This is a genomic window from Brevibacterium sp. UCMA 11754, assembly GCF_021532275.1.
Classification (GTDB): domain Bacteria; phylum Actinomycetota; class Actinomycetes; order Actinomycetales; family Brevibacteriaceae; genus Brevibacterium.
Window position 1 is genome coordinate 17,331 of sequence record NZ_JACBOT010000026.1, and the last position, 18,573, is coordinate 35,903.

At 64.0% G+C, this 18,573-nt stretch carries 13 protein-coding genes and 1 tRNA gene; 8 read left to right on the forward strand and 6 right to left on the reverse strand.

All coding sequences use genetic code 11. The annotated features are described in order from the left end of the window. Positions 1-170: 170 nt before the first annotated feature. Both HX613_RS22735 and HX613_RS14830 read right to left on the reverse strand, forming a co-directional pair. Positions 171-2,579, reverse strand: coding sequence for a YhgE/Pip family protein (locus HX613_RS22735; RefSeq protein ID WP_235346026.1), 2,409 nt, complete (start codon positions 2,577-2,579; stop codon positions 171-173). Next, positions 2,576-5,437 (reverse strand): MMPL family transporter, encoded by a 2,862-nt coding sequence (locus tag HX613_RS14830; protein WP_235346027.1) that lies wholly within the window; start codon positions 5,435-5,437, stop codon positions 2,576-2,578. The genes HX613_RS22735 and HX613_RS14830 overlap by 4 nt, the downstream gene beginning before the upstream one ends. 205 nt (positions 5,438-5,642) lie before the next feature. On the opposite strand from HX613_RS14830, the gene HX613_RS14835 reads away from it, so the two are divergent. Both HX613_RS14835 and HX613_RS14840 read left to right on the forward strand, forming a co-directional pair. After that, positions 5,643-6,290 (forward strand): TetR/AcrR family transcriptional regulator, encoded by a 648-nt coding sequence (locus HX613_RS14835; protein WP_235346028.1) that lies wholly within the window; start codon positions 5,643-5,645, stop codon positions 6,288-6,290. 52 nt (positions 6,291-6,342) lie between these two features. Beyond that, positions 6,343-7,320, forward strand: a complete 978-nt coding sequence (locus tag HX613_RS14840; RefSeq protein ID WP_235346029.1) for a hypothetical protein — start codon at positions 6,343-6,345, stop codon at positions 7,318-7,320. A 10-nt stretch (positions 7,321-7,330) separates the two neighbouring features. Here the strand turns inward: HX613_RS14840 and HX613_RS14845 are convergent, their stop codons facing one another. Then, a complete protein-coding gene (locus HX613_RS14845) occupies positions 7,331-8,467 on the reverse strand; it encodes a C45 family autoproteolytic acyltransferase/hydolase (protein WP_235346030.1) in 1,137 nt (378 codons plus the stop codon). Between the two features lie 34 nt (positions 8,468-8,501). After that, positions 8,502-9,596 (reverse strand): MBL fold metallo-hydrolase, encoded by a 1,095-nt coding sequence (locus HX613_RS14850; protein ID WP_235346031.1) that lies wholly within the window; start codon positions 9,594-9,596, stop codon positions 8,502-8,504. Between the two features lie 383 nt (positions 9,597-9,979). On the opposite strand from HX613_RS14850, the gene HX613_RS14855 reads away from it, so the two are divergent. Beyond that, entirely contained in the window at positions 9,980-11,353 is a 1,374-nt protein-coding gene (locus HX613_RS14855; protein WP_235346032.1) for an APC family permease, read from the forward strand. Positions 11,354-11,412: 59 nt separating this feature from the next. Here HX613_RS14855 and HX613_RS14860 read toward each other — a convergent pair. Continuing rightward, positions 11,413-11,500: transfer RNA gene (locus HX613_RS14860), tRNA-Ser, on the reverse strand. A 102-nt stretch (positions 11,501-11,602) separates the two neighbouring features. Then, a complete protein-coding gene (locus tag HX613_RS22275; RefSeq protein ID WP_268826947.1) occupies positions 11,603-14,014 on the reverse strand; it encodes a maltokinase N-terminal cap-like domain-containing protein in 2,412 nt (803 codons plus the stop codon). Positions 14,015-14,262: 248 nt separating this feature from the next. On the opposite strand from HX613_RS22275, the gene ilvA reads away from it, so the two are divergent. From ilvA to HX613_RS14895, 5 genes are all read left to right on the forward strand, one after another. After that, positions 14,263-15,549, forward strand: a complete 1,287-nt coding sequence (gene ilvA / locus HX613_RS14875) for a threonine ammonia-lyase IlvA (RefSeq protein ID WP_328284965.1) — start codon at positions 14,263-14,265, stop codon at positions 15,547-15,549. A gap of 71 nt (positions 15,550-15,620) precedes the next feature. Further along, entirely contained in the window at positions 15,621-16,649 is a 1,029-nt protein-coding gene (locus HX613_RS14880) for an NAD(P)H-quinone oxidoreductase (protein ID WP_235346034.1), read from the forward strand. 61 nt (positions 16,650-16,710) lie between these two features. Next, positions 16,711-17,226: a proteasome activator gene (locus tag HX613_RS14885; RefSeq protein WP_328284966.1), complete on the forward strand. Its 516-nt coding sequence runs from the start codon at positions 16,711-16,713 to the stop codon at positions 17,224-17,226. Beyond that, complete coding sequence (locus HX613_RS14890) at positions 17,223-17,741, forward strand: hypothetical protein (protein WP_235346035.1); 519 nt, start codon at positions 17,223-17,225, stop codon at positions 17,739-17,741. Before HX613_RS14885 ends, HX613_RS14890 begins: the two co-directional genes overlap by 4 nt. Next, positions 17,738-18,559 (forward strand): HAD family hydrolase, encoded by an 822-nt coding sequence (locus tag HX613_RS14895; protein WP_235346036.1) that lies wholly within the window; start codon positions 17,738-17,740, stop codon positions 18,557-18,559. The genes HX613_RS14890 and HX613_RS14895 overlap by 4 nt, the downstream gene beginning before the upstream one ends. The last annotated feature ends 14 nt before the right edge of the window (positions 18,560-18,573 follow it).

The window sequence follows — 18,573 nt, forward strand, 5'->3', positions numbered from 1 at the left end:
GCGAGTTCCCGAGGCTGCGCTGGGGGCTGAGCTCCCCGACTTCGACTATAGAACTCCGCAGCCTGTGGTCCGCCGTGATCCTCAGACGGGAATCAGGCGGCGCAGGCAGTCGGGAGAACGCTCAAGGCTAGGTCGAAGTGGGTCTCACCCACGCAGGTCTCCCCTACCTCCTAGGCTTCGGCCATCTCGAGGGCGGCTTCGGGCTTCGTGGTCCTGGCTCGCACGATCGCGAGCAGGGACATCACGACTCCGATGATCGCCCAGGCCAGCAGGCCACCATAGGCGGCACCCAGTCCCGTGGTTCCGGCGGTGATCGCGGCGAAGCCGTTCATCGCCGGCGTCAGCGGCAGGATCGGGGCAAGGAAGTCGAAGAAGCCGGGCACCGCGCCGATCGTTCGTCCGGCAACTGCGAGGACCACAGCGATCACAGACAGGAACCTGCCCACGCCGCCGAACCACGCCACCAAGGCGAAGTTGAGCACCATGAACACCAGCGCGGAGACGAACGTCAGGACCGCGATGTCGAAGCCTTGGACGGCACCGATGTCCAGCACGCTCACCGCCAGGATCGACAGCACAAGGGCCTGCAGCAGTCCTACGATCACGCCTGGCACCAATCCACGCAGCCAGACTGCCGCTGAGGACTTCGTCGAGAGCAGGGTCGAGGCCGGGATCGGCTTGAGCACCGTGTAGGTGACGAGTCCGCCGACCCACAAGGCGAGCATGATGAGCAGCGCGAGGGTCGACCCCTGCAGCACATCGCCCGCGTCGGAGGAACTCGGCGCCTTGATGTTCTGAGAGGCGACGGTGGAGAGCTTGTCACGCTCCGGGGCCGAATAGGTGGGGACTTCGTCCGCGCCCTTCTTCACACCGTCGGCAAACTTGCCGACGCCTTGCGAATACTTGTCTGTGCCCTCGGACAGGGTATCCAGTCCGCTCGCAAGGTCAGAGGTGCCGGTTGCGGCGGTGGAGACTCCGGTCGTGTACGTGTCGAGTCCGGTGGAGAACTCACCGAGTCCATCGGAGAGCTGTCCTGCACCGTCGTCGAGTTCGCTCGAGCCATCTGCGACCTTGGCGATGCCGTCACTGAGTTCCGGCATACCGTCGGCGAGCTTCTGATTGCCTTCGGCGACACCGGAAGCCCCCTCACGCAGCCCCTTCGAGGCCTCGAGCAGCTTCGGAGCATTCTTCGAGATGTCCTCCATGCCCTTGGTGAGTTCGCCGAGGCCGTCTTCCAGTCCTTTGACGAACTTGCTCATGCCGTCGCTGAGTTCACCGGCACCATCAGCGAGCTTGTCCGCACCGCCGAGCAGCGACTCCCCGTCCTGCTTCTGCTCCAGACCGTCGACGGCGCTGTTCAGCCCGCCCGAGGTGCCGTTGAGGAGCCCCTGAGCGTAGGCCTTCTCGATGCCGGCGCAGACCTCATCCGGTGTGCCGGCAGGGCACATCTGAGCACGTGCCTGATCGGCCTCGTCCTGGGTCATCATGCCCGCCGAAACGAGGTCGTCGAGACCGGTCACGGTGCCGCTCTTGGCGAGCTTATCGGCCTGGTCAGCACCGTCCTGGAGACCGTCGCGGTACTTCCCGAGCCCCGAGGACAGACCCTCGGCACCTTCGGAGACTCCCTTGGCGCCCTTGTCGAGGTCCTTGCCGCCCTTGACGAGGTCATCGATTCCACCCTCGCCGGAGCCCGAGTCACCGGAACCGGCGAAGCCCTTGATGATCTGGTCGATCGACTTCGTGTACTCGTCGACTCCGCCGGAGAGCTCTCCGGCACCGTCGGCCAGTTTCTGCGTGCTGTCGGGCAGATCTGCGGTCTGCTTCTTCATGTCCTGCAGACCGCCGGAGAGTTCGGAGGTGCCCTTCGACAGGTCGCCCGCACCCTTGGACAGGTCTCCGGCGCCCTTGCTGAGTTCGGATCCCGAGGAGTCGAGCTTCTCCATGCCGTCGGAGAGTTCGCCCGCACCACTCGCGGACTTCTTCGTTCCCTTCGCCAGGTCCTCGCCGCCGTCATCGAGTTCACCGGCGGCGTCCCCGAGGTCCTTCATCTGATCACCCATGTCGTTGAAGCCGACATATATGTTGTCGAGATAGGTCTCGGTCATCTGCGTGTTGAAGGTTGTCCGCGCCACCCCGGCAACGGACTGCGCGATCTGGGTGTCGGCGGCCGGAGCCACCCCGGAGACATCGACGTCGAGCTGCGTCTGAGTTGCGGACTTGGCGTCGCTGACCGAGGTCACAGCCCTGGAGAAGCCCTCGGGGATGGTCAGGGTCGCAGCGTAGGTTCCATCGGACATGCCCTTCTCGGCATCGTCTTCATCGGTGATGACCCAATGGATGTTCTTGTCCTCTTCGCCCACGAGCCCACTGGTCAGCTGCCGGCCGATCGGCACGGTCTCACCATCAACCTCAGCGCCGTCATCGTTGTTGACGATCGCGGCCTCGATCGTATCGAGGCGATCGGTGCTGTTGTACGTGGCCAAAATGAATCCAGCGGCCACGATGATCGGGATGAGCACCAGGCCGAAGAGGGACAGCCAGGTCACGGGCCGTTTCGAGTTCGCACGTTCGAGTCTCACGACTGCACGCCTTCCATTTCGCTGCGACCGGCTGCGTGGGCTTGCACGCCGCCGTTGTCATTGTCGGTTCCACGCTCAGCCTCGGGCTTGGCCTCGTCGAGGTCGAGGTGGAAGTAGTTCGTATTCGGGGACAGGACGCCGGTGACGTCGCCGTCGGGCAGGCCCAGCACGATTGCCGTGCCCTCGGCCTGGAGGTCAAAAAGGAGGTCGCGAACGTCCCGGCCACTTTCGCCGGCCAGTGCGCCCGCTTCGCTGATGATGAGCAGATCCGGCGCCGAGGTGCGCAGCTGTGAGAGCTCGCGTGCCCCTGGCATCTTCCCCGGCCCGTTCTTATCGAGGTCGAAGTACGGAACACGACGACGGATCCGTCCCGCATGTTCGGGCAGGACCATGTCTCCGATCTTCATCTCACCGGCGGTCAGCCCGACGCGACCGGAGAGGGCGAGCAGAAGTGCCTTGCGCGCGTGGCCGCTGGCGACGAGGATCTGGCCCGGTGAGAGGGAGATGTCGACCTGGGCGAATCCGCGTCGACCCGAGCTCACAGCGATGCCGCGGCCGTAGACCCGGTACTCGGAGTCCGGTTCCGGCCAGTCCCGCAGAGCCACCTCGTGGGCCAGGCCTTCTCCTTCGACATCGAGTCGGGGCAGGATGCGGTCGAGCCATTTCGGCAGCCACCAGGCCTTGTCGCCGAGCATCTGCATGATGGCAGGCACCAGGGACATGCGCACCAGGAAGGCGTCGACGAAGATGCCGGAGGCCAAGGCGAGTGCGATGGACTTGATGATCGGCTCGCCTGCGGGAACGAAGGCGGCGAATACGGAGAACATGATGATCGCCGCTGCCGAAACCACTCGGGCAGAGGAGGCGAAGCCGGCCTTGATCGCATCCCTGGCTGTGGCCCCATGGACATAGGCCTCGCGCATTCCGGAGACGAGGAACACCTCGTAGTCCATGGCAAGTCCGAAGAGGATGCCCATGAGGATGATCGGGAGGAAGCTGATCACCGGGCCCGTCGAGTCGATGCCCAGCGGACCGGCGAAGAGCCCGTCGTGGAAGACGAGGACCACAGTGCCGAAGGAGGCGAAGACGGACAGGAGGAAGCCGCCGGTGGCCTTGATCGGCACCCAGATCGAACGGAAGACCATCATGAGCAGGATGATCGAGAGTCCGACGACGAAGATGCCGAAGGGCACCAGCGCCTTGCCGAGCTGGTCGGAGACGTCGATCTGGATCGCCGTGGCGCCGGTGACTGCGGTTTCGAAACCGTCCTCGTCCTCGATGTCCGCGCTCAGGTCCCGGAGCCGGTCGACAGTGTCGAGAGTCGCCGGATCTTCGGAGCTGGTGGTGGGGATGATCTGGAACAGAGCGGTCGTCGCATCCCGGTTCGGGGTGGCGAGGACGACCTGGTCGACGCCATCGACGTCTTCGATCTCGTTCTCGATCTTCTCGACATCATCGAGGGGGTCATCGGAAGTCACGATCTCGCTGGTCATCACCAGCGGTCCGTTGAAGCCGGGCCCGAAGTGCTTGTCGATGAGGTCGTAGGTGGTTCGGGCGGGGGTGCCCTCCTCCTGGCTGCCTGCGGTCGGCAGGGAGAGCTGGAGGTTAGAGGCGGGGATCGCGAACAGTGCGAGGCCACCGACGATGATCACGACCGTCAGCAGTGGAATCTTCGTCACCACGCGCAGCCAACCGGCGAAGAACTTGTTCATGATCGTCTTCGGGTACGGTTCACCGGCCTCAGCTTCCGCCTCGGCGGCAAGCGATGACCGGGAGACGGAGTCGTCCGCCTTCTTCTGGGCGGTTGCGAACGCCCGACGGTAGCGCTTCGTCGGTTTGGGGGTGATCTTCTCCTTGACCAGTCCCAGCAAGGCGGGAACCATCGTCAGGGAGATCAGCACGGCGATGATGACGGAGCCGGAGGCGCCGATGCCCATGACGGTGAGGAACGGGATTCCTGCCAGGGACAGGCCGAGCAGCGCAATCATCACGGTCATACCCGCGAAGACGACGGCCGATCCGGCAGTGGCGACGGCCCGTCCGGTGGCCTCGAGCGGGTCGTGGCCCTCGGCCAGGAGTGCCCGGGCTCTGGAGACGATGAACAGCGCATAGTCGATGCCGACCGCCAGGCCCAACATCAGCGCCAACATGATCGATGAGGAGTTGACCGCGCCGAAGGCCGTGGATCCCACGACCAGGAGAACAGAGATGCCGACGCCGATGAGGGCCGTGATCAGGGGCATGCCCGCTGCGCGGAAGGAACCAAGGGTGAGCAGCAGAACGATGAAGGCGATGACGACGCCGATGCCTTCGACCCAAGAGATCGCCACACCGGTGATCTGGAAGAGTTCACCGCCGCCTTCGACCTGGGAGCCGTCCGGCAGGGCGTCGCGGAGCGGATCCAGTTCCTCGAGCAGCTGGTCTGGGGCCGCTTCGCCGACTTCCTGCTGGGTGCCGTCGTACTGCACGGAGATCATTGCGGCGGATTCGTCGCCGCTGATGGCACCTTCGACCAAGTCATCGAAGGGCGAGGTCACGGCATCGACGTGCGGTAGGCCTTCGAGCCGATCGACTTCCTTCTCGATCTCGTCCTTGTACGTGGAGTCCTCAACCGAGTCACCATCGGCGGCGACGACGATGACGTCTGCGGCAACGCCCGAGGCTTCTGGGAAGGTTGCACGCATCGAGTCGAGTGCGACCTGGGCTTCGGACCCGGGGAGGGTGAAGTCGTCGTCGAAGTCCTTCGCGAATGCTGCCACACCGGCACCGACGAGTCCGAAGATCACCAACCACAGAGCGATGAATCGGATGGGAGTGCGATAGGCACGACGGCCCAGGGCGTACAGGAATGTTGACACGAAGACCTCGATACAAAAGTGTATTGGATACAGTACTGTATTGTTGTTGACTCAGTGCCCTCAGCGCAAATGCATCAGGAGTTTCTTGAGGATTCTCATCGGATGCCCAGGCCAACACCGATGCACACGGGCCCCACCAGCACTGCCCCCGCGACAGCAACACCGCCACACCAGCACAGCGACCGCCACGACGATGAAATGTTCGATGAATACAGACAATCTCAGCGCCCGCAGACGGCAGACCCGGTCCACCTTGGTGGAGGCGGGCGTGTCCGTCTTCGCCGTCAAGGGCATCGATGGGGCTTCGATCGAGGAGATCTGCGAGGCCGCCGGGTTCACTCGAGGAGCGTTCTACTCGAACTTCTCCAGCCGCGACGATCTGGTTCTGGCCACGATCGAACAGCGCACCTCCCACGACCTGGACATGCTCGACGCCAGCATCGAACGCTGGCGCGATCGTCTCAACTCCAGTCGCCCCGAGGACATCGAAGGCTTCCTTCGGGAGTTCATCGACGACACCTTCAGCCAGAAGAGGGCCACCGCCGCCGAGGTGATCGCTGAGCATGAGATCCAGTTGTACTGCCTGCGTACGCCTGGCCTTTACCCCAGGTACGCGGAGCTGAGCTCTTTCCAAGGACAGCGGATCCTATCGCTGATCGAAAACGCCATCGACTTCGCGGAAGCCGCATCGACGATTCCGCTCAAGGACCTCATCGAGGCGCTCACGGCCGTCCACTCGCAGGCGTCTCTGCGCGCAGCTGCAGGGAAAAGACTTCACGAGGTCGTCGAGATCGACTCGACGCAGATGGTGCGGATCCTCAGCCGGCTGCTCGACTTCTCGCGGAAGGCCTAGGCTCGCCACCGCGAACGCCCAGGGCCGGCACCTAGGCACTAAAGTGGTGGCCGTGAATGAACTACAGCGCGAATATTACGCCTTCATCAACAACATGGATGTCCGCCTCGGCGCCTTCGTCCTCGCCGACCTGCCCGAGACCTTCGACAAGGAAGACGGGGAGACGGTGCCGTTCCCCAAGGACTTCGGCCCCAAATCCCTGCCGATGCTCGAGTTCTTCGTCCTCTCCCAATTCTCCTCCCCCGACGAGGTGATCGACCCGGAGAACCGCAGATTCGTCGAAGGCCTCATCCGCTACCTCGGCGAGACCTATCTCCGTGCGATCGGTGGAGCCTGGGATCACGACGAGGAGACCGGAAACGGGATGCCCTTCATCCGCCCGGACACGGAAGAGGGTCCACTGAAGGGTGAGCCCATTCCCATCCTGGCGATCATCCTCGCCGCCGTCGATGCCCGGACCGCCGAGGTCTTCACGGCTGTCCTGACCAAGGCCCGCGAGAACCTCGGCGGCGACGGCGAGCCGAAGCGCAGCTGCACCGGCCTGGCGATGGGGATGCTCACCGCTGAGAACTCCAGCGAAGAAGAGGTCGAGTTCCTCTCCCGCTTCATCGGCACCGTGGAACCGGGCATCGCTGCCTGGACCCAGGAGCAGGCCGATCCGTCCTCTTGGGAATTCGGGCGCGAGGCGCTGGTCCGGCTGGGTAAGCAGCTCAAGGCCCGCTACGATTCCCGCGATGAGATGATGACGGAAGACGAGACCGAGTTCGTCGCCGGAGCGATGCGCTTCATCGGCGAGTCCATCCGGCGGATCGGCTTCGGACAGTGGCGCTACGGCGCGAACCTCGAGGCCGATGACCCCCGCAGCAGGCAGCCATTCATCCGTTTCCGCGTGGGCGATCAGAACCTCGACATGGTGCCGTGGCGCCTGGCTCAGACAGCGCTGGATGATTCGAACTCGATCGCCTCCGGCCTCGACACGATCATCTCGATGCGCGAAGAAGAGGCCGCAAGCGAAGCCGCTGATGCCTGACGCTCGTAGCTCAGAGCTGATAGCGGCGGTTGCCCTGCATCCCGTCTGCCGGTGAACCGGGAGCCAGGTCGATCTGCTTGCGCTTCGGGTCGATCTGCACGGTGACCAGTGTCGCCGACCGGTCTCCGTAGGCGGCACCTGGAGCCGGGGTGCAGGACACCGGCGCTTCGTCTGGCCCGGTGGTCAGAAGGTCGATGAGCTCGGCCGGCGACTCGGGACCACCTGAAGTTCCAGCTCGGACGGAGTATTCCTCCAGTCGCCGCTCGAGGTGAGCGTGACGTGCCCGTGAGGTCGAGGTCGCGTTGAGCTCGAGGCTTCCGGGAACGAGGTCGGGGTGGAGGAAGTGGTTCGTGTGCAGCAGGAATCCTGACTCCGAGCCCGGCGATGCGCTGACACCTCCGGCTCGTCGCTCGCGCTTCTGGGCATTGGCGATCTCGACCTGAACCACCTCGTCGGCGGTGACCACCGTGATGATCGACGAGGAGGTGGTGGGCGCCGAGTGGATGATTTCGAGTGCCTCGTCCAGTGTCGTCGCCGTCGACAGGACGCGTTCGAGGATCATGTGGATGGGCACTCCCCCGGCCTCATCGCCCTCGTGCTTGAGGATGTTGAGCAGGACGCCGACGCCGGCTTCGTTGAGTCCGATCTTGCCGAGCATCCCGTATTCGGCGATGCCCACATGACGCAGCTGGCCGGGCACACTACCCACATCGTTGATGTGCCACAGCGTCGAGAAGTCGGCGGCCCAATCCCAGTTCTGCGCCGCAAGTGAGCTTCCCGGGCGAGTGAAGCTCACGGTCGAACACTCCGTCAGCGAGGCCGGCGCCAGGGTCATGATCTCCGTGCGGGCGATGACCTCCATCAGTTCATCCACGGGAACCTGCGCGCCCTCGGCTACGGCCGCGACCTCCTCGGCGGCCTCCGGTGACCACGCCCGGAGACGTGCGTGACTCGACGCGGCAGCGGCACGGACGTCCGCCTCGGCGATGGACAGAAATTCGAAGTAGCGCCGGTAGCCGGCGATCGCGGATTCGATGCCCGTGCGCAGCTCACGCCCGCGCTGGGCACCGCGCTGAACGTGGTCAGCGGCTCGCGACATGAAGGTCTCGGGTCTGACCTCGGCTGCGGGAACGTATTCGGTGCTCATCAGCGTCTCCTCTGCTCACCGGGGCATGCTCGCCTCACGCCTGTGGGACGAGCGACCCCGCTCCGACTTCGATGTCCAGGTAGTGCATGTGGGCGGCGGTCTCTGCCAGGGCGGCGAACAGGTTGAAGTTGTGCAGCGATTCGAATCCGCGCGACCAGTGCAGTCCCTGCGCGATCGAGTAGACGCTGTGGTCCTCGGTGGCGTCCATGCGCGCGGTGATCTCACCCAGTCGCTGCTGATGATGTTCGACGAGTTCACGCTTGCGGTCGTGGAGACCCTGGAAGCGGAACCCGTGCGCCGGCAGGACCGCCACCTCGGCGTCCAGCTGGCCGATTTTGTCCAGAGAGCCCAGATAGTCGCCGAGGCTGTGCGTGATCGCGCCGCTGTCGAGCCCGATGTTCGGGGTGATCGTCGGGAGCACGTGGTCGCCCGAGAACAGCAGCTGGTCCTCATCGCGGATGAAGACCGAGTGGCCGTAGGTGTGGCCCGGTGTCCACAGCGCCCGCAGCGCGTCGGACTCCAGTGGCAGCTCGGAGCCGTCCTCGAGGATGGTGATGGTGTCGGGCATGCTGCTCATCAGCAGCGCGAAGTCGTCCTTGGATCCGGCGCCGCCCTTGTCCTTCTTGCTGCCGTCCTTCTTGCTGATCTGGAGGCTCTCGACCTCGGACCAGCGGTCTTCGGGAACTCCGTAGGCGCGAGCGATGTTGATGCTCGGGTCGACCCCTGTGCCCAGATCCACGCTCTGGGAGAAGAACCGCTTGATCGAGCGCAGATCTTCTCCGTGCATGGCGACCCACATGTCAGGGTTCTTGTGGAGCAGCGCGGGAACCAGCCCGATGTGATCGCGGTGGTAATGGGTGATGGCGATCCCGTGGACGTTCGCGACGGAGAATCCCAGGGATCCCAGCGCCGAGGTGAGCGCCAGGTACTGGTCTTTACCGTCCCAACCGGGATCGATGAGGATCAGACCCGAGCCGTCGGCGATTCCGTAGCAGTAGGTGTAGACGAGTGGGTTGTTGGGGATCGGGACGGGGATCGCCCAGACGCCTTCGGCAACGTTCTCCACTGGGGGCAGAACCCTGTCTTTCCACGCCTTCGACTGCGCCGAGCTGAGTGTTTCGATCGCCATTGTTCGCCGTTGCCTCTCTTCGTCGAGCATCATGGCCGGATCCGTTCGGGACCGAACCATTGCGACCACGTTACTTCTGCGGGCCGACATTGCCAATGCTGATCAACCTACTCTCTTTTCGCTGTTACTGAAAAGTCGTTCGTTAGGCGGGATGAGGGGAAGCGTGGCGGCGCACCACCACTAGTAATCAGCAACCTGGGCTACTGGATTCGTTGCGAATTACACGACACAGGTGAAGTTATCGTTTCATTCCGTGAGATTGATTGCGTTTTCGGTTGTATAGAGGATAGCGTCTATGGCGCAGATCACTTATGCGCTTGTGCCATCGCACGGTCGGGTGGGCGCGCTGCGACATTCGGCAAGACTCATTGGGGAGGATTGATATGGCTGCGTCAGGGTCACTGAAACGCAACCTCGGGCTATGGTCCATCGTCGGGCTCGGTCTCGGATACATGACGCCGACGGTGGTGTTCGATACGTTCGGAATCGTATCGGACGAAACCGACGGGGCGGTGCCCGCCGCGTACCTCGTCGCGCTCATCGTCATGATCTTCACGGCCTTCAGCTACGGAAAGATGGTCAAGGTCTTCCCGACAGCGGGTTCGGCCTACACCTACACTCGAGAAACCATGAGCCCGGGACTCGGCTTCCTGGTCGGCTGGACCTCGCTCATGGACTACCTGCTGCTGCCGATGGTCAACTGCCTCATCGCCCGCCTGTATATGGAGTCGCTGGTTCCCGATGCCCCCGCCTGGGTGTGGGTGGTCCTCTATACCGTGATCATGACCGGCATCGTCACCACCTCCATGCGCGGAACGGCCAACTTCAACGCCGTCCTCCTGGTCTTCGCCGTCACCATGGTCGCTCTCTTCTGCATCATCGCCGTCGTCAATCTGACCAACGGCGAGGGATCCGGAATCGTCTTCAGCGCCGAGCCCTTCATGCATGAGGGCGTGCACATGTCCGCGTTGCTCACCGGCGCCACCGTGGTCTGCTTCTCCTTCATCGGCTTCGATGCCGTGACGATGTACACCAATGAGGCCAAGCATGTGAGCCTCATGCCCAAGGCGATTCTGCTGACAGTGGTCGCCGGTGGACTCATCTTCCTCGTCGCCAGCTACTTCGCTCAGCAGCTCTTCCCCGACAATTCGCAGTTCAGCGTCGTCGACGACCCCCTGCCGGAGATCGGCCTCCTCACCGGAGGGCCCGTATTCATGGGCTTCTTCCTCGCAGCCGCCTTCGCCGCCACAGTGGCATCGGGCCTGGCCTCCCATGCCTCGGTCTCGCGAATGCTGCTGGTGATGGGACGCAATGGGGTGCTGCCGCGCAAGGCCTTCGGCTACATCCACCCGAAGACCCACACCCCGATGTTCAACATCATCCTGGTCGGCGCGGTGTGCCTGTTGGCGATGTCGTTCAGCCTCGAGTTCATCTCCGCGCTGATCAACTTCGGAGCCCTCATCGCCTTCACCTTCGTCAACCTCACGGTCATCGCTCACTTCGCGTTCCGCACCAGACAGGTCGTCGACTTCAAGTCGGCGTTCAACTACGTGGTGATGCCGGCCATCGGCGCAATACTCACCGGCATCCTGTGGGTGAGCCTGCATGAGACCGCACTGATCGGCGGCGCGGTCTGGCTGGCCATCGGCGTCATCTACCTGGCCGTGCTCACTCGTGGCTTCAAGCGCACCGTCCGTAGCTTCGACGACCCTGAGGCCGACGCCGAGATGTCCGAGCCGGAGGCCGCTGCGGAGTAGGGATGTGAAAAGTCCCCGTCGCTGTCGTTTTCACGACGCGAACGGGGACTTTCACTTTGCGGAAGCGGTGGGATTCGAACCCACGGAGCGGGGTTGCCGCTCAATGGTTTTCAAGACCATCTCCTTCGGCCGCTCGGACACGCTTCCAAGGGTTCACAATGAACCACGGCCTGCTCCGCACGAGGCTGAGCCACAACAGTTTCTCACAAACCGATTGTCTTCTGCTAATCGGTTCCCGAGGGACTGGCGTCAGTGCTTAGCTGTGCCGCTGCCCTGCTCAGATGCATCAGTCTGCAACTGCTCGGACATATCGGTCTGTGACTTTTCGGGCTCGTCAGTCTGCGACTGCGCGTGCTGTTCCTCCTGCAGGACGTGTCGACCAGTCGAATCCGAATCCTCCGGGGCGGCACCGCGCGCAGCGAACGTAGCAGGCACGGGCGAGACGACGAACTCGTCCTCTTCGTCCTCGAACTCCTCATCGTCGAAGGCCGACTGCTCGGCGAGGCTTGGGCGACGAATCCTGCTCGGCCTGGCAGCGCCGGTGAACTGCGCCGTCGGTTCCTGCCCGGCTGCACGACGTGGCCGAGGTTCAGCGGACTCTGTGGTCTCGGAGTCCGTGTCGACTGTTGTGTCTGCGTCAGCAGCAGCGTCCGTGTTGATCACAGAGTCGGTGTCGGACGCACTGTCCTTGCCGACCTCGGAGCCGGTGTCGGACGCACTGTCCTTGCCGACCTCGGAGCCGGTGTCGGTCCCAGCGTCCTCGCCGACTTCGGAGTCGGCGTCGGCCCCGGTGTCCGCGTCTGCGAGAGCTTCGTCGGCTTCGACCACGAGCTCGGGCTTCCGCGCTTCATCCGCGTCGTTCGAAACGTCTGCGTCGCCCGGTGCCTCCGCGTCACTCGAATTGTCTTCGTCGTTCGAAGCCACAGTGTCGTTCGAAGTCACAGTGTCGTTCGAAGCCCCCGTGGCACCCGAAACCTCTGCGGCGGTCGCGGGAACGCTGAGTTCCGCCTCGGCGGGGGTGTCACCGGCACGAGCCGGCTTGCCCTTGAGCACCAAGGCCAAGGTCGACAGCGGAACCGAGAGCCAGTTGGGGCGATTGCGCAGTTCGGTGACGACCTCCACAAGGAGCCTGTCGATGAGGGCTGCGCGCAGGACAGGATCGCCGAGACCCAGGCTTTCGCCACGGGCACGAGAATAGCCGCTGAGCAGCGAGTTCTGCACCTGAGAGGCCCAGAGGAATTCCGGGGAATCGTAGATGGCCCGAAGCGCTGACGCGTCACTGCCGAAGCCGTTGACGACCAGGCCGCCGTCCTCCGATTCGAGCTCGCCGGTGCGCTGCAATCTTGCGAATCCGGCCGCGTAGTCGACGCTGCGCAGCAATGCCACAAGGTCGAGTGCCACCGGCTTCGGATCCGAGTTCGTCGAGTCCGTGAACTTCACGACCGAGTAGCCGTCGGTTCCTGAGCTCACTACGTGATCAAGAGTCAATTCGCCATGGATCTTCTGCAGCACACCGATCGTATTCAGCGACTGCAGCTTCATGCGGTGGGCACGCAGCTCGGGCACCAGGGAATCCAGGGCCAGCGGCGCACGGCCCAGTGCCCAGTCGATGCGCTCAATCCACTTCTTGGCCAGAAGCCTCGTCGGCTCGCCGCGACCTTCGACGATGCCGAATTCGGCGGCCATGTCTGAGTGGAGCTCACCGATGCGGCGGCCCATCTCTGCGGCCTGAGCGTTATAGGCACCGATCGATCCGGAATCGACGGCGCAGACGATGTCCACTGCTTCGCGCCAGGCGGCTTCGGCGTCGACGTCCACATGGGACAGCAGCGCCATCGGAGCCTCCATCTCGGTGACCTCGAACATGTCGTACCAGCGACCCGAGCCCCAGCCGATGACTTCGGGAACACTGCGGGAGCCCGCCTCGGTGAGCAGAACCGGGATCGTCAGCGATGACGGCATCCCGTTCTCGAGCACACGGAAGAAGCTGAGCTCCATCGGCTCGTACTCGTCGTGGATGATGACCGTCGATTTGTGGGCGCCGGAGTCGGTGACCTCAATGGGACGGATGTCGATGGGCAGCTCGTCACGAGAGTCCGTGACCAACGCAGCCTTCGATGGCTTCGGTGGGACCACCTCGGCGGGGGAATTGCTGCGGCCCGAGGCTGACCGAGATGCAGCTGATGCCGTCGGCACCGAAGACTGTGCAGGCTGGCTCGCTCGCGATGCTGCTGCCTTCTCCTGGCTGTGGCGCAACGATTCTGTGCTCAGCTGGCCGCCGTCGAAGACCTTGCGCTTGGTGATCGCGTCGGCCATGAGATTGACGAAGACGGGGTCTGCCGCACCGTCATAGACGAATACCGGCCCCAGTGCGAGGTCATCGATCCGACCGATCAGCGACTTGCGCAGGTGCATGTCTTCGACTCCGCGCAGTGAGAGCGGAATGTTGAGCCGACGCAGGGTCGGACCGTCACCGACAGAGATCACGGTCACGAGACCGGCGAAACCACCGAGCTCCTCGGCCTTATAGACAAAGGCACGAGCCACCGACATCGGGGTGATATCGGGGTCGGTTCCGAAGTCTGCGGCGTGCTTCGGAAACCACGACTGCCGAGGTATCCAGCTGGCTAACAGTTGCTCCAGCTCACTGCTGATGGCCATGTCGCCTCCTTGAAGGAATTACGGGCATCTTCCATCCAATCATGTTACGGCCCTCGCGCTGTTCAGGGCGCACCAGAAATCATCAACTCCGCGCCTCATTCCATGGCTTCAGCACCCCATCGCAGTGCTTTCAACGCCCCAGCGCAGTGCCGGTCGGCGGCATCGGAGTGCTGGTAGGGCGGCTTGCCGGGTGTCCTCATTCCGGAACGAGTTGCACAAGGACAACACAGAAGGAGCACAATAGAGTCGTGTTGAAAAAAGACGTATCACCCCAGCAGCAAACACTCGCGAACGAGGTCGAAGCGGCCGCGACGCGAATTGCCGACTCTGTGATCATGTCTCCCCTGCAGATTTCGGAGCGGCTGTCCGCCGCCACCGGCTCCACCGTCTACCTCAAGCGCGAGGATCTGCAGATGGTGCGTTCATACAAGGTCCGCGGCGCCTTCAACTTCATGCTTCAGCTCGACGAGACCGAGCGTGCCCGCGGCGTCGTGTGCGCCTCGGCGGGCAACCATGCCCAGGGCTTCGCCCGCGCGTGCAAGGAACTGGGCATCCAGGGCACCATCTTCGTCCCCAAGACCACGCCGAGGCAGAAGGTCGACCGGGTCCGTCATTTCGGCGGCGACTGGGTCACGATCGAAATCTCCGGCTCCACCTATGACGATGCATCGGCGCTGGCCCACCGGCACGCCGAACGCAATGATGCCCTCCTCGTCTCGGCCTTCGACGATCTTCGCACCATCGCCGGTCAGGGCACGGTCGCTGTGGAAATCGCCTCCCAGCTCGAGGCAGCACCCGACTACATCATCGTGCCCGTCGGCGGCGGCGGAGTGATCTCCGGAATCGCGGCCTATGCGGCTAAGAACCTGCCGGGCACCACCGTCATCGGCGCCGAACCAGCGGGTGCCGCCTCGATGATCGCGGCACTCAAGGCCGGACGTCCGGTCACCTTGGAGAACATCGACCCCTTCGCCGACGGCACCGCAGTCAAGCGCGCCGGGGCACTGACCTACGACATCGTCTCCGACCTCGATGTCGATGTCCGCCCCGTTGCCGAGGGCGCAGTGGCCACAGAGATGCTCGACATGTACCAGGTCGACGGCATCATCGCCGAGCCATCCGGGGCAATCGCCTCGGCGGCCATCGGGAAGCCGGGAACGGGCAAGCCGATCGCCATCGAACCGGGATCGACCGTCGTGTGCCTGGTCTCCGGCGGCAACAACGACATCTCCCGCTACCCGGAGATCCTGGAGCGCTCACTCGTCCACGAAGGCCTCAAGCACTACTTCATCGTCGACTTCCCGCAGGAGCCCGGCGCCCTGCGTCGCTTCCTCAACGAGATCCTCGGCCCCGACGACGACATCGCGATGTTCGAGTACGTCAAACGCTCTGATCGTGAAACCGGCCCTGCCTTCGTCGGCATCGAACTCGGCTATGCCGAGGACCTGCCGAATCTGCTCGAACGCATGGACGCCTCGCAGATCGAGATCGAACGCGTGCATCAGAACTCACCGATGTTCCGTCTCTTCGCCTGAGGCCCTGCGGGCCTGGTCTCGGACGTGAAGTGACCTCGGCCGAATCTCGGCCGAACCACTAGAGTGGAATCATGCGAGCAATCACGATTTCCACTCCAGGCGGTCCCGAAGTCCTTCAGGTCACCGAGGAGCCGACCCCGGACATCGCGGCCGACGAAGTTCTGGTCACAGTGCACGCGGCCGGCGTCAACCGCGCCGATCTGCTGCAGCGCCAGGGCTTCTACGACCCACCGGCCGGTGCCACGCTGATCCCGGGCCTTGAGGTCTCCGGAACGATCGCCGAGCTCGGCTCCGAGGTCACCGGCTGGAAGGTCGGCGACCGAGTCGCCGCCCTCCTCTCCGGTGGAGGATACGCCGAATCAGTCCCTGTTCCCGCAGGTCAGCTGCTTCCAGTCCCCGACAGTCTCGACCTCACCGAGGCTGCTGGCCTGCCCGAGGTTCTGTCGACCGTGCACTCCAACATCGTGGGCAACGCGAACATCCAGGCCGGCGAATGGCTCCTCGTCCACGGCGGCGGATCCGGAATCGGCACGGCCGCCATCCAGATAGCTGCGCACCTCGGCGTGAAGATCGTCGTCACCGTCGGGTCCGAGCGCAAGGCCGAATTCTGCCGCAGCCTCGGCGCCGATGCCGTCATCAACTACCGTGAAGAGGACTTCGTCGAACGCGTCCACGAGATCTGCGTTCGCCCCGACGGTTCCACCGGCGCCGACGTCATCCTCGACATCATCGGCGCGAAGTACCTGAAGTCCAACATCAAGGCTCTGGGCACCGACGGGCGCCTCGTCATCATCGGCATGCAGGGCGGCGCGAAGGCCGAACTCAGCATCGCCTCGCTCATGCAGCCACGCAAGTCGGTCGCGGGCACGACGCTCCGGGCACGGCCCAAGGAGCAGAAGATCGAGATCGTCGCCGAGGTGGCCGCACAGTTGTGGCCGGCAGTGATCTCCGGTGACATCCGCCCGATCGTCCACGAGACGATGCCCTTGTCCGATGCCCCCAAGGCGCATACCGCCTTGGAAGAGGGCGCGAGCATCGGAAAAGTACTGCTCATCGTCGACGAGTCAGTGCCTGCCGCGAAGTCAGAACAGCACGTCTGAGGTTCATCGAGGCTGAGGCCCAGCGTGTCTGAGCTTCAGCGCAGGAAGAAGGTGTCCGAACATGACCAGCACTCCCGAACAGTCGACGGGTCCTGCCGGTGAGTCCGCCGAGGAGTCATCGACCGAGGTCGATGTGTCCTCCCCCGCGAAGGTGATGCGGATCGGGACCATGGTCAAGCAGCTCCTCGAAGAGGTTCGCAGCACCGACCTCGATGAGAAGGGCCGCGAGCGTCTGGCGAAGATCCACCGCCGGTCGATCGACGAGCTCGAGGACGGCCTGTCCAAGGATCTCATCGACGAACTCGAACGCCTCGACCTGCCCTTCGACACGAGCGATGGCCCTCCGACGAACTCCGAGCTGCGCATCGCCCAAGCCCAGCTAGTCGGCTGGCTGGAGGGACTCTTCCACGGCATCCAAACCGCGATCATGGCACAGCAGGCGATGGCGCAGCAGGGTCCTGCCGGGCATGGACAGCTGCCACCGGGAATGGTGGCACCCGGGACCGCTCCGACCGCAGCCGCGAACGGCCAGAAGCAGGACGACACCGACGACCGCCGCACGGGCAACTACCTGTGAAGAACATCTTCTCCGGGCTGCGAAAGCCGGGCGGGTCCTCCTCGCGCAAGGGCCCTGACCAGCAGTTCGGCACCGGGCTCTGGCGCCATAACCGCGACCGGTTCATCCGCGCCGTCGACCGCTACTACACCACCTCGGTGGCCGTCCACGAGCTGTCGGCCGAGGGCCGAAGTCCGTCTGCCGACGCGAATACGATCATCGATGGGACGCAGCGCCTCAACGACCTGGTGCCGATCGTCGACGAGATCACTGCGTGGCTGAACACCCATCACCCGGTCTCCGGGCAGGTCGTTCCCGGCCACACCCGAAATGCTGTCGGTGACACTCCAGAGCTGCTGACCAAGGCCTCGTCGAAGGTCGCCGAGGCGGTGCTCGCGGCATCGATGGCCCGCACCGAGATCATCGCCGGGCGACAGTTCGGCCCAAGCGCGAAGGCGACCGAACGGTTCATCTCCGACGCTGCGCAGCTGCTCGAACGCGTCCAGGAGAACCTGGATGGACGGGGGCAGTCATGACGCCACCCGAGGACTTCGATCTGGGCCTCGTCGCCAGCGATATCGACGGCACGCTTCTGCTTGATTGGAAGCCCATCTCCAAGGCCACGATCGATGCGATCCACCGCTGCCAGGACATGGACATCCCCTTCGTCCTCGTCACCGGTCGGCCGATCAGGTGGCTGGAGGCGATAGCCGCACAGATACCCGACCTCGGTCGTGTCATCTGCCTCAACGGAGCAGTCGTCTATGACATCGCCTCGGCGAGTGTGGTCTCTGCTCACACGATCGAATTCTCCGAAGTTGAGAAGATCATCGCCACGATCACCGCTTCCCACCCGGAGGCGCATTTCGCGTTCGAGACCCTCACCGGCGGACTCGTCGACAAGAACTTCATCTCCCGCAACCCCCGACAGGCCCACGTCATGGAGGACCTGTCGGTGCTGGCCACGCGGGACGTCGTGAAGATCCTCGTCAGCATCGGCTCCGAGGACTCAGCGGCTCTCCACGATCTGCTTGATCCCCTGGTCGCCGCGAACTGCCATGCTTCGTTCTCAGACCCCGTCAACGGTCTCGTCGAACTGGCTCCGGCAGGTGTCACGAAGGCGAAGACGCTCGAGGAACTGTGCGACCACCTCGGCGTGGCCCGTGATCAGGTGATGGCGTTCGGAGACATGCCCAACGACATTGAGATGCTGACCTGGGCCGGCCACGGCGTCGCCATGGGCAACGCGCTGCAGTCGGTGAAGGACTGCGCTGCCACCGTCACCGACGCAGTCGATGAGGACGGCGTCGCACGCTACCTGGGTGCCGTGCTCGACGCGCACGCTGCGCGCTGAGCCTCAGGTGTGCG

What these genes read in the sequence shown, in the direction of transcription:
- HX613_RS14835 (WP_235346028.1), top strand. Translation starts at nt 5,643, where the DNA reads ATGAATACAGACAATCTCAGCGCCCGCAGACGGCAGACCCGGTCCACC.
- HX613_RS14845 (WP_235346030.1), bottom strand. Translation starts at nt 8,467, where the DNA reads ATGAGCACCGAATACGTTCCCGCAGCCGAGGTCAGACCCGAGACCTTC.
- HX613_RS14850 (WP_235346031.1), bottom strand. Translation starts at nt 9,596, where the DNA reads ATGGCGATCGAAACACTCAGCTCGGCGCAGTCGAAGGCGTGGAAAGAC.
- HX613_RS14855 (WP_235346032.1), top strand. Translation starts at nt 9,980, where the DNA reads ATGGCTGCGTCAGGGTCACTGAAACGCAACCTCGGGCTATGGTCCATC.
- HX613_RS22275 (WP_268826947.1), bottom strand. Translation starts at nt 14,014, where the DNA reads ATGGCCATCAGCAGTGAGCTGGAGCAACTGTTAGCCAGCTGGATACCT.
- HX613_RS14880 (WP_235346034.1), top strand. Translation starts at nt 15,621, where the DNA reads ATGCGAGCAATCACGATTTCCACTCCAGGCGGTCCCGAAGTCCTTCAG.
- HX613_RS14885 (WP_328284966.1), top strand. Translation starts at nt 16,711, where the DNA reads ATGACCAGCACTCCCGAACAGTCGACGGGTCCTGCCGGTGAGTCCGCC.
- HX613_RS14895 (WP_235346036.1), top strand. Translation starts at nt 17,738, where the DNA reads ATGACGCCACCCGAGGACTTCGATCTGGGCCTCGTCGCCAGCGATATC.